We start from the raw sequence: 11,108 nt of genomic DNA on the forward strand, positions 1-11,108 counted from the left end.
TGCGCACGTTTTTTTAATCTAGCGCACGTTTTTAATGTTAATTTTTGCGCACGTTTATTTTATTTAACATAATAATGCGCACGTTTATTTTATTTTGCGCACACTTTTTTAGTTATATTTGAGTATAACGTATAGAATATTAAACCATGGAAATAGAGATCCCATCAATTAAAACATCCGTATTTCAAGGTAACACCACACCTGAAAACGGGAAAATAGTGGGTTATGGTGCCATTATAGAAAAATTGAAGTTACCCATACCATTTCCAAATACATTAGCGCTTATTACTGAAAAAAGTAAAAAATACAATACCGATTATTGGAAAGTTTTTCCAGCTTCATACCAACCAGAAGAAACCTTATATAAACAACTCGTATTTGCAATTAAATATGAGGGCATTAACCTTTTAGTGTTTAAAGCGCTATTTAATAAGGCCTCTAAAAATGAAATACAAGCTATTTTAAATATAGAGCCAATGGGCCAATACAGCCGAAAAATTTGGTTTTTATACGAATGGCTGCAACAAGAGGAAATTAATGTATCGGTAGATTTAAAAAAACGTAAATACATTCCTCTATTAGATACTAAAATACAATACGCAATAAAAGGAGAGGAATCCGTAAGACAAAAAATTATAAACAACCTTCCTGGGACAAAAGACTTTTGCCCATTACTATTTAAAACAGCTAAGCTAGAAGCACATATAAATGCTAATATCTCTGGCAAGAAAAATGTATTCCTCAATACTATTCATAAAGATGTTTTACAAAGAGCATCTTCTTTTTTATTGTTAAAAGATTCTAAAGCTTCATTTACCATAGAAGGCGAAAATCCCGCAAATAATAGGGCAATGCGTTGGGGAAAGGCTATTGGTCAAGCAGGTCAAAAACCATTAAGTATTGAGGAGTTACTTCGCCTACAACAAATAGTTATAGAAAACAGTAGATTTATAGCAATGGGATTGCGAAAAAAAGGAGGTTTTGTTGGAGAACATGACCGCGCCACAGGCGAACCTATTCCGGACCATATTTCCGCCAAAGAAGAAGATGTTGAACAATTATTAAAAGGATTAATTGCTACCAATGAAGCATTGCAGGATGATACCTATGATGCCGTGTTAGCAGCAGCTACCATAGCATTTGGCTTTGTTTTTATTCACCCTTTTGTTGATGGAAATGGCCGTTTACACCGGTATATTATTCATCATATTTTGGCAAAAAAAGAATTTACACAACAGGGTGTTATTTTCCCTGTATCGTCATCAATACTGGACCACATTGATGATTATAAAACCGTTTTAGAATCGTATTCACATCCCTTATTGGATCATATTGAATGGAAAGAAACCGAAGATCATAATGTAGAAGTTACAAATGATACTATAGATCTTTACCGTTATTTTGACGCAACTAAACAAGCGGAATTTTTATATGATTGTGTGGAAGATACTTTAGAACGTGTTATTCCGGAAGAAGTAATCTATTTACAAAACTATGATGCCTTTAAAAGATATATAGATAACCATTTTGAAATGCCGGATAAAATGGTTGCTATACTGGTTCGTTTTTTAGAGCAAAATGATGGGGTATTATCAAAAAGAGCTTTAAAAAAGGAATTTTTAGCGTTAACAGAGAAAGAAATTAAGGAAATCGAAACAAATTATAATAGCATTTTTTTAGAAGCATAAATGAGCCATCAATCCGAAACCATACTAGAAAACAACCTAATCCAACAACTAGTTGGTTTAGGTTACACTGCTGTAAAAATACCAGATGCTACTGCACTTGTTGCTAATTTAAAAAGTCAGCTAGAGGCATTTAATAAAACCTCCTATTCTAATAAGGAATTTGATGGGATCTTAAATCATTTAGAAAAAGGTAAGGTATTTGAAAAAGCCAAAACCTTACGAGACAGGTTTAGTTTTATCAGAGAAAATGGCGAGGTATGTTATGTGCGCTTTTTTAATTCAGAAAATTGGAACAACAACTTGTTTCAAGTTACCAACCAAATAAGCTTAGAGGGGTCTTATAAAAACAGGTATGATGTAACGCTTTTAGTAAATGGCTTGCCTTTGGTGCAATTAGAATTAAAGCGTAGAGGTATTGAAATTAAAGAAGCTTTTAACCAAATAAACAGGTACCAATTACATAGTTTCTGGAGTACTCATGGCTTGTTTCAATACGTTCAATTATTTATCATTAGTAATGGTGGTAACACCAAATATTTGGCAAATAATGAGTTACAGTCGGTTTTACAGACCTTCTTTTGGGCAGACAAAAACAATAAACGTATTACGGAGCTGCCTGAATTTGCAGCTGCATTTTTAAATATTGACCACTTAGGTAAAATGATTGCGCAATACGTGGTCATCAATGAAACCTACAAAAACATGATGGTCTTGCGCCCCTATCAATACTACGCTACTGAGGCTATCATTCATCAAGTAAAGAACACTACTACTAACGGGTATATCTGGCACACTACAGGTTCTGGTAAAACATTAACCTCATTTAAGGCGAGTCAAATTTTAATGGATTTGCCGGAGGTATACAAAGTAGTTTTTGTAGTAGATCGTAAAGATCTGGATTACCAAACCATGAAAGAGTTTAATGCTTTTAAAGAGGGTAGTGTAGATACTACAGAGAACACTACAAGTTTGGTGCATCAATTTCTAGGCAAATTTAAAGATAAAAAGGGCGTTCGTAAAGATTCTGATTTAATCATTACCACCATTCAAAAATTAAATAATGCTATTTCTGGGCATAACAAAACCAAATTATCGCCTTTAAAAAATGAACGTTTTGTGTTTATTTTTGACGAATGTCACCGTAGTCAGTTTGGTGACACCCATGCAAGAATTACAGAATTTTTTAGCAACAGCCAATTATTTGGTTTTACAGGAACCCCAATTTTTGCAGATAATGCTTCTAAAAATGACTTAGGGAAGCGTACCACTAAAGATTTGTTTGGCAATTGCCTTCATAAATATGTAATTACAGATGCTATCCGTGATGAGAATGTCTTGCGCTTTGCCATAGAGTATATTGGTAAATACAAAAACAAGAGTCAGACTTTTATAGATATAGAAGTAGAGGATATTGATAAGAAAGAAGTATTAGATTCTCCAAAAAGATTAACCAAGATTGCAGATTACATTATAGCACATCATGATCAAAAAACCTTTAGCAAAGCATATTCTGCCCTGTTTGCCGTAAGTAGCATTGATAATCTTATTACCTATTATGATATTTTTCAGCAGAAAAAAGAAGCTGGCGAACATAATTTACGCATAGCTACCATATTTACCTATGGCACCAATGAAGCCAATGACGATGCTCAAGATTACTTACCTGAAGATGATTTAGGAATGGCTGCAGAACCCCAAGAAACGTACAAAACAAGCCATTCAAGAGATAAGCTAGAAAAGTATATTGGTGATTATAACGCCATGTACAGTACCAGCTATACAACAAAAGACCAACAACAATTTGAAAATTATTTTAAAAATATAAGTCAACGTTTAAAAGAGCGTGAGAAAAAAAACTTTAATGATGAAAAAGACCGTTTAGATATTGTTATTGTAGTGAACATGATGCTTACCGGTTTTGATGCTAAAAAGGTAAACACATTGTATGTTGATAAAAATTTAAAGCAGCATGGCTTAATACAAGCTTTCTCTAGAACTAATAGAATTTTAGGCGATCAAAAATCTCAAGGAAATATTTTATGCTTTAGAAATCTAAAAAAGGCTACGGACGATGCCATTACCTTATTTTCAAATAAAGATGCTATTGAGGTAGTGACCATGCCAGATTATGAGGTAATTGCAGAAAAGTTTGATGAAGCACTACAAAAACTACGAGAAATAACACCCACCTACCAAAGCGTTAATGACTTAGCTACGGAAAATGATGAAGCTGCCTTTGTACAAGCTTTTAGAAGACTTTTAAGAAATATGAACGTGCTGCAATCATATACAGATTTTGATTGGGATGATTTACCAATAAGTGAGCAAGAATTTGCAGATTACCAAGGTAAATACAAAGATTTATATGATAAAGTAAGGAGGGCTAACGCAAAACAAAAAACATCAATCCTAGCAGATATAGATTTTGAATTAGAGTTAATACACAGCGATACTATTAATGTAGCTTATATTTTTATACTATTAGCGAAACTCAAAAATGCAAAGTCGTCTGAAGCAAAGGCACAGAAAAAAGCAATATTAGATCTTTTGGGTGGTGATACTATGTTGCGTAGCAAACGTGAACTTATCGAAAAATTTATAGATGAAAATCTACCAAAAATTGATGACACAGATACTATTCAAGATGAATTTGAATCCTATTGGCAAGAGCAAAAAGTACTAGCACTGGGTAAACTATGTGACGAAGAGAATTTAGATAAAGCACAGTTTAAAGCCTTAATTGACACCTACATCTATAGCGGACAAGAGCCTATAAAAGATGACGTCTTTAAATGTTTAGACAATAGACCTAGTATTTTAAAAGCACGTGAAATAGGGGAACGCATTTTATCTAAAATGAAAGAATTTGTACAGATTTTCGTAGAGGGTATGACGGGGTAATAAATATAATTTGCACTATCATCTACAGCCTTATAAAAACTATAGTAGGAAGCTGCTTCAACGAATAAATTGAAAATTGGATATAAATTTAATCTTAAATAAGATAAACTTTGTTAGTAGATATAAAGAAATCTGTCTGGATCATAATGATTTTGAAAATAGACTCCGTGGTAGCAATACAAAGCAGTATCGTGCTATTTTAAAGAAATTAGATGAAAATTTCTCATATGCATCAAAAGATAGATTCTTTACCTTAAAATATGCCTACGAAGAATTTCAACTAAATTTAGGATTAGGTATACATGACGGCCTTGTTGAGCCTTTCTTATATCTAATCCGCAATGAGGATTGGATACTTTACAATAGGTTTGATTTTATTTCATAAAAGTTACATCCTGGCTTTCGAGAAAATTTCAATCTACCTAAATACAAAACAGAAGCTGAACTTGAGGCGCTATTAACTGAAATTCTTAAACTTTATAAAGATATTCGGGTAGCGTTTGTAAAGGGTTTTTGATAATGATACATGGAATTGGAGTAAATGTAAACAGCATAGAAGAAAAATGATAAAATTATTTGTTGAGCATCTAGAAGATATTTCTTAAAAATTAAAACACAAAAAAGTGCAATAAAAAGCACTTTTAATGATAATTAAGGTGATCAAATTCAAAAAACTACAAATAGTGCGCTAAAAAGCACTTATCCTAGGTTTAATCTATAAAAAGGCATATTTTTATATAAAAAGAGCCATTTAATGCACTCAAAATATTTAATAGAAGCTATAAAAACACGTAGAGACAATCTAGATGTAACACAAGAAATGCTTGCGGACCTTTCTGGTGTAGGTTTGCGTACGCTTAAACAATTTGAAAGCGGTAAAGGAAATCCAACCCTAGAAACGTTACAAAAATTAGGTAATGCATTAGGTATGGAATTAACATTTACGGTTAAAGAACTTAAATAATGAGACAAGCTGAGGTGCTATATAAAAAAGAAAAGGCAGGCATGTTGACACAGTTAGACGATGCCAGTTTTGTGTTTACGTATCAAGATAGTTGGTTTAACGATATTAATAAACCAGCAATTAGTTTAACCTTACCTAAAACACAACAAGAATATACGTCTAAATATTTGTTTTCTTTTTTTTATAATATGTTACCAGAAGGCTCTAATAAGCAAACGGTTTGTTTTCAAAACCGTATAGATACCAAAGATCATTTTGGCATCTTGTTAACAACAGCAAAACAAGATACTATTGGTGCAGTAACTATTAAAAAACTAGACAAATAATGGCAATACCACAAATTACAGTTTGCCCAAGCACACTTGCTAAAGAGAATGATTCTTATAGTAACACCGCTTTAAGACGTGTGTTTAAGGGTAAAAAAGTAAGTCCCTTTTTACCTTATGATTCCCCAGCAAGCAACGACATTACCGATGCGCTATTTACAGAAAACAGAAAACGCATGTCTATTTCTGGTGTGCAAGAAAAATTTTCGGTCCTATTAGAAAAAAACAAGTTACGTTTAGTAGAAGAAAACGAACAAGGACAATACATCTTAAAACCAATACCTAAGGTTGGTAAAAACGCCAATCAAATGCCCGCAAACGAGCATGTAACTATGCAAATTGCAAGACAAGTATTTAATATAGAAACTGCCGAAAATGCACTCATCTTCTTTAAAAATGGTAATCCTGCATATATTACAAAACGGTTTGATGTAAAAGAAGATGGTCGTAAATGGGCACAAGAAGATTTTGCATCTTTAGCACAACGAACACCACAAACACACGGCGAAGATTATAAATATGGAGGTAATTATTTAGAGCTGTTTACTATTTTAAAAAAGTATGTTCCAGCCTATGCTGTAGAATCTATTAAACTATTTAAGCTTATTCTTTTTAATTATTTGTTTTCTAATGGCGATGCGCATTTTAAAAACTTCTCACTGATAGAAACCCCTTTAGGCGATTTTAAATTAAGTCCGGCTTACGATTTATTAAACAGTAGATTACATATAGACGATAAAGATTTTGCTTTAGAAGATGGTTTATTACCACCTAATTTAAAACAAGGTAAGGTTACAGAACAGTTTTATGTGTTAGGCGAACAAGCAGGCATTTCAATAAAACAAATAGATAACGTATTTAATTCTTTAACGGCTAAAAGTGATGCCGTATTAAAATTAATTGAAGCTTCTTTTTTAGATGAAAAAGCAAAACGAAATTACATTCAAGCCTACCAAACCCGATTAAATAAATTACGACGTCCACTAGTTGTGAATATTCAGTAGATAGGTTAAAGCTAACATAATACCGTGGAGCAAAACAAGCTGTTATTTAAGAACATGAATTAGGCAGATTGCCGAGTCGTCCCTACTAGCAATGACCTTATGAAACCAGGATTTGTATACATACTCGCTAATAAAAACAATACCACACTTTATGTTGGAGTAACCAGTAATTTGCTACAGCGTATAGAACGCCATAAAACAAAGTTTTATCCAAAGTCGTTTTCTGCCCGGTATAACGTAAACAAATTAGTGTATTATGAAGCCTTTCAAGACATAGGAGCTGCCATTGCCAGAGAGAAACAATTAAAAGCTGGCAGTAGAACTAAAAAAATAGCCCTGATAGAAAAGGAAAATCCTGATTGGGAAGACCTCACCGAACAGGCAACAGATTGCTTTGGGTAGATTGCTGCGTCATCCCTCCGCGCAATATGCCCTCGCAATGACGAACACAACGGTCAATGCGAGCGCAACGTAGTGAAGCGAAGCGAAGCAATCCGTTGAAGTAAAACGCAAGGCCAAGCGCGGTTCAGCCAAACTATCTGCTAAAGTGTCAGCGCTCCAAACAAAATTTCAAAATCTTTTCGTCTAAATAGTGTTATAAAATCAGCTTATTTTTAGGTCTTGCGGAATACCGCAAGGTTTTCTTGTTTTATGATTTTATGTTTGCGGTATATATTAAAAACAAACTTTACATACCAAACATGAAAAAAGTAACCTTATTAATTTTACTAGCCTTAAGCTTATTTAACACCAACAAAACACAAGCGCAAGATGGTGCAGCTATTGCTACTGCTGCAGGAGCCTTACTCGCTATTGGAGCAGGTGTTGCTGCTGTGGAGCAAATGAAAGAACGTGCCGAGCTTACCGCTACAGAATGGGTACTCACACACAATCCTGAACTGAATAATTTCTCTTTAAAAACCTTAGATTTTAATGGTAAAAAATTAAAAGACATCTCTGCAACTTCTGTAATAACCTTTAAAATTCAAGAATTCACCCCATCAGACAAACCTGAATTAAATGGTAGAAAACAAATTCTCTTAGGGTTTACTAGCTACGGCTGGATAAATGAATATGGTATTGACTTTGACAAAGTACAATGGTTTCTGATTGATTCTTCTGAATGGTTAAAAATGATGACTTCTTATGTACATGTAGCTTCTGGTGAAGACAATGAAAACTTCATAAAAGAAGAATTAAAAGAAGGCAAGATCGTCAACAAAGGCATTAAGAAAAAAGGAAAAACAACGATTCCGTTCTATCAGTTATCCGGAGATATGTATGTGGTAACAGATTACTCTCCTGAAATGAAGTTTATTTATAATGAGAGATCTCTTGGAATCTTTTTAAAAGAAACAAAAAACTTAGTGCAAATAGGCAGAGGTAGTATTATAGAAATACATGATTTCTTTTTTGAAGAATAAATTAACACCTACTAAAATGCAGCTTAAAGCCTTCATTAGTTCTTGATGTGTGCTTTATGCTGCACTATTTAAATAAAATGGAATGGATTCTTAAACTTGTATTTCTAGGCATTGTGATTGGTATTGTTAGAAAATACCCAAAGATTAGTATTGTACTAGCTGTAATCGGCTTACTCCTCTATTGCCAAAAAGAAGATCCTATTCCGCAACAGCGCACAGCCCCTACAGAAATTTATTCCAACAAAACGTATAGTACTCCTGAAGTACCCACACACTACCGCTCAAAGGCTTCCCTAAAAAGTATACAAACTGAGTTGGGAATTTCCCAACCCGTTACCACAAAACCTTATGAAAAACCTAAAGCTACAAGCATTAGAGTGGGTGCTACTTGTAAGGACGGCACTTCTTCTAAAGCAACAGGTAGAGGCGCTTGCTCTCACCATGGCGGAGTAGCTTATTGGCTTTACGAATAATGTCTTCGTGTAAGGAAAAACCGTATTTACTCTTGCTGCGCTACCTTATCTAACACATGTGTTTTATACATATAGTCGGTTACTTTATGCAGCCCTTTATGATATACTGGGTGCACATTATAATAGGTAAAAAACTCTACTTCCCCACCTGTTTTTAAGTACCAAAGTTCCTGGTGTTGTTCGTATCTGGCTCTTACTTCTTCTATATCGTTTAATTTTCTAAAATTTAGAACTAATAGTTCTTGATATGGCTCCTCATATTTTGCTCCTGCACAGGCCGATTGCACATAATGATCTTCTTGCCACACCATACAATTCTGCTTTTCTCTTACAAATCCGAAATAGGTTAATGTGCTTATAACAACAACTGATATTAATGAAACTATTTTGTTACGCCCCTGATTAAAGAAACCAAACGAAGTACTCTTTACTGGTTCCTGTATTTCTGGCTCTGAGTCTTTCGTTATAATCGGCTCTACTATAATCTTTGGCTCTTCAAGTTCAGACGGATGAGCCGTAACAAATTCTGCATAATTTTTATAGCCTAAATATTTGCACAAGCATTTAGTTAGTTCAGGTTTTAAATCTTCATTCGCAGGTGTATCAGCCTCTATAAATTTATTGTAAAGATTCGTAAAACTTTTTGTACTAAAAGGATAATTATACTCATCTGAAAGTACCTCTGAGAGATGTTGAGCCATTCTATTTTTGACTTTAGAGCCAATATCTGTTTCTGCTTTTTCGAAAACTAATGCTATTAATTTTTTGGACATTTTGGTTGGTCTGGTCGAAGCCTAAAACTACTACATTTTTGGAAATTATATGGAAAAAACCTGCTGGAAATTCTTTTCCATACACTTTCCATCTCCTCTCCATTCCTTACAAAACCTAAGCCCTTACTTTGCCTTGTGACTGATTGGGTATTCATGATAACCAATCTACCACCATTAGAAAAACACCTAGAACAAACCAATAGTTTATTGGGAAGTAACTAAAAGTTTCAACAGGTGTTTTTCACTTCCCAACCAATAAAAGAGGAGTACTCCCAACACCTTTTACAATGCGGTGCAAATAACATTCGGAATACTCCGAACAGCCACCCTTATGTCCAATTTTAAAAGAATAATACTATGAAAAAAATAGCTTTTTTACTCGTAATACTAAGTGCCAATCTATCTTTAATTTCTTGTGATCATACTTCAACTGCAGCAGAAGATGCTGCTTATGCAAACATTAATGCCACAGAAGGTGATGATGGGGTAATCATAAAAGATCCTGATGCAGAAGAAGAGGATGACAATAATTAATCAGAGTTCCTGATTATGAATTAGCAAATGACAAATTTTAGCAGGATGAAATTAATTTTATTTCATCTTGCTTTGTTCTTCTATTTTCCATAAAAAAAGAGCTGTATGATACAATCATACAGCTCTTCTTATAGTATTATTTTTTTAGTTAAAACTACTCCACATAGGTAAACTGAACTACATAAGAAGCGTCTACTTCTCCATTAGCAGAAGTTGAAATGATCCCTGAAGTTGCATAGTTGTCTGCATCATATACATAACTAGCCGTTATCGTATGTTTTACTTCTCCGTCTTCATTTTTATATACAATCTTAGAAGGATTATTTACAGGAAAAAGCATTCTTGCTTTTATAATCTCAGAAGACTGAGGACTCATACTAAAGTTTAATTGAATGCCATCTAACACATCAATTATACCACCAGCTTCTAAAGTATAGAAAAAAGGATTTTGAGCCTCATCATAGCTTACCTCAGCAGTATACACATAAGAAAGGTAAGAATCGGTCTCCCAATCATAATCCTCTTCAAAAAATTCAATGATTTTAGGATTTCCATTAGCATCATATTCTAATACATTCCCAGTTTCAAAAGCATCATAAGGAGATTCGTACAACTCTTCTATAGATAAATTAACATCTTCTTCACCTGTAACATTTACCAATTCATCACCATCATAAAGAAAGTCTCTAGAACCTTCACCATTAGATACACTACTTAGAGCGCCGTCTGCCGTATACGAAAATTCAAGTATACCCTCATCTTCCATATTTTCACTAGAATTTAAGGCTACTGTTTTAATTAACTTTTGTACCACATCGCCATTGGCTTCATCAAACTCTTCACTTACAGAATCATCTGAACAACTTACCGATAAAATTGATGCACAAAAAAGGCCGAAAATGTAATTTGTTTTTCTCATAATTGATTTACTTATTGTTTGTTTTGGTTGTTTCTAGGTTTATTTAAAACAATGGACTGAAAATATTACTCAATCCATTCAGAAAAAAAAACGAAAACAAAA

12 protein-coding genes are annotated in these 11,108 nt (G+C 33.7%); 10 read left to right on the plus strand and 2 right to left on the minus strand.

From position 1 onward, the window contains the following. Positions 1–146: 146 nt before the first annotated feature. The 9 genes from CELAL_RS04120 (at position 147) to CELAL_RS04160 (ending at position 8,780) form a co-directional block, all read left to right on the plus strand. Complete coding sequence (locus tag CELAL_RS04120) at positions 147–1,688, plus strand: Fic family protein (RefSeq protein WP_013549649.1); 1,542 nt, start codon at positions 147–149, stop codon at positions 1,686–1,688. Next, complete coding sequence (locus CELAL_RS04125; protein WP_013549650.1) at positions 1,689–4,589, plus strand: type I restriction endonuclease subunit R; 2,901 nt, start codon at positions 1,689–1,691, stop codon at positions 4,587–4,589. 76 nt (positions 4,590–4,665) lie between these two features. Then, a complete protein-coding gene (locus CELAL_RS04130) occupies positions 4,666–4,974 on the plus strand; it encodes a hypothetical protein (protein WP_013549651.1) in 309 nt (102 codons plus the stop codon). A 369-nt stretch (positions 4,975–5,343) separates the two neighbouring features. Next, entirely contained in the window at positions 5,344–5,553 is a 210-nt protein-coding gene (locus CELAL_RS04135) for a helix-turn-helix domain-containing protein (RefSeq protein WP_013549652.1), read from the plus strand. Continuing rightward, the gene (locus CELAL_RS04140; protein WP_013549653.1) at positions 5,553–5,879 is read left to right on the plus strand and encodes a HipA N-terminal domain-containing protein; all 327 of its coding nucleotides are present in this window, start codon (positions 5,553–5,555) and stop codon (positions 5,877–5,879) included. Before CELAL_RS04135 ends, CELAL_RS04140 begins: the two co-directional genes overlap by 1 nt. Further along, a complete protein-coding gene (locus tag CELAL_RS04145) occupies positions 5,879–6,883 on the plus strand; it encodes a type II toxin-antitoxin system HipA family toxin (protein ID WP_013549654.1) in 1,005 nt (334 codons plus the stop codon). The genes CELAL_RS04140 and CELAL_RS04145 overlap by 1 nt, the downstream gene beginning before the upstream one ends. Positions 6,884–6,982: 99 nt before the next feature. Next, positions 6,983–7,285: a GIY-YIG nuclease family protein gene (locus CELAL_RS04150; protein ID WP_013549655.1), complete on the plus strand. Its 303-nt coding sequence runs from the start codon at positions 6,983–6,985 to the stop codon at positions 7,283–7,285. Positions 7,286–7,584: 299 nt separating this feature from the next. After that, on the plus strand, positions 7,585–8,307 hold the full coding sequence (locus tag CELAL_RS04155) for a hypothetical protein (RefSeq protein ID WP_013549656.1): 723 nt from the start codon (positions 7,585–7,587) through the stop codon (positions 8,305–8,307). 77 nt (positions 8,308–8,384) lie between these two features. After that, on the plus strand, positions 8,385–8,780 hold the full coding sequence (locus tag CELAL_RS04160; protein WP_013549657.1) for a DUF3761 domain-containing protein: 396 nt from the start codon (positions 8,385–8,387) through the stop codon (positions 8,778–8,780). A 26-nt stretch (positions 8,781–8,806) separates the two neighbouring features. Here CELAL_RS04160 and CELAL_RS04165 read toward each other — a convergent pair whose 3' ends face one another. Next, positions 8,807–9,553: a hypothetical protein gene (locus CELAL_RS04165; RefSeq protein WP_013549658.1), complete on the minus strand. Its 747-nt coding sequence runs from the start codon at positions 9,551–9,553 to the stop codon at positions 8,807–8,809. Positions 9,554–9,910: 357 nt separating this feature from the next. Between CELAL_RS04165 and CELAL_RS22305 the strand changes: the two genes are divergently transcribed. Then, positions 9,911–10,087: a hypothetical protein gene (locus CELAL_RS22305; protein ID WP_013549659.1), complete on the plus strand. Its 177-nt coding sequence runs from the start codon at positions 9,911–9,913 to the stop codon at positions 10,085–10,087. A gap of 154 nt (positions 10,088–10,241) precedes the next feature. On the opposite strand, the gene CELAL_RS04170 is transcribed toward CELAL_RS22305, so the two are convergent. Continuing rightward, positions 10,242–11,006, minus strand: coding sequence for a hypothetical protein (locus CELAL_RS04170; RefSeq protein ID WP_013549660.1), 765 nt, complete (start codon positions 11,004–11,006; stop codon positions 10,242–10,244). Positions 11,007–11,108: the final 102 nt, after the last annotated feature.

It is taken from the genome of Cellulophaga algicola DSM 14237 (assembly GCF_000186265.1).
In the GTDB taxonomy this organism is placed as follows: domain Bacteria; phylum Bacteroidota; class Bacteroidia; order Flavobacteriales; family Flavobacteriaceae; genus Cellulophaga; species Cellulophaga algicola.

Excerpts from the sequence above, each read along its gene's own strand:
- CELAL_RS04125 (WP_013549650.1), top strand. The coding sequence starts at position 1,689 with ATGAGCCATCAATCCGAAACCATACTAGAAAACAACCTAATCCAACAA.
- CELAL_RS04150 (WP_013549655.1), top strand. The coding sequence starts at position 6,983 with ATGAAACCAGGATTTGTATACATACTCGCTAATAAAAACAATACCACA.
- CELAL_RS04155 (WP_013549656.1), top strand. The coding sequence starts at position 7,585 with ATGAAAAAAGTAACCTTATTAATTTTACTAGCCTTAAGCTTATTTAAC.
- CELAL_RS04135 (WP_013549652.1), top strand. The coding sequence starts at position 5,344 with ATGCACTCAAAATATTTAATAGAAGCTATAAAAACACGTAGAGACAAT.
- CELAL_RS04145 (WP_013549654.1), top strand. The coding sequence starts at position 5,879 with ATGGCAATACCACAAATTACAGTTTGCCCAAGCACACTTGCTAAAGAG.
- CELAL_RS22305 (WP_013549659.1), top strand. The coding sequence starts at position 9,911 with ATGAAAAAAATAGCTTTTTTACTCGTAATACTAAGTGCCAATCTATCT.
- CELAL_RS04140 (WP_013549653.1), top strand. The coding sequence starts at position 5,553 with ATGAGACAAGCTGAGGTGCTATATAAAAAAGAAAAGGCAGGCATGTTG.
- CELAL_RS04165 (WP_013549658.1), bottom strand. The coding sequence starts at position 9,553 with ATGTCCAAAAAATTAATAGCATTAGTTTTCGAAAAAGCAGAAACAGAT.
- CELAL_RS04120 (WP_013549649.1), top strand. The coding sequence starts at position 147 with ATGGAAATAGAGATCCCATCAATTAAAACATCCGTATTTCAAGGTAAC.
- CELAL_RS04160 (WP_013549657.1), top strand. The coding sequence starts at position 8,385 with ATGGAATGGATTCTTAAACTTGTATTTCTAGGCATTGTGATTGGTATT.
- CELAL_RS04170 (WP_013549660.1), bottom strand. The coding sequence starts at position 11,006 with ATGAGAAAAACAAATTACATTTTCGGCCTTTTTTGTGCATCAATTTTA.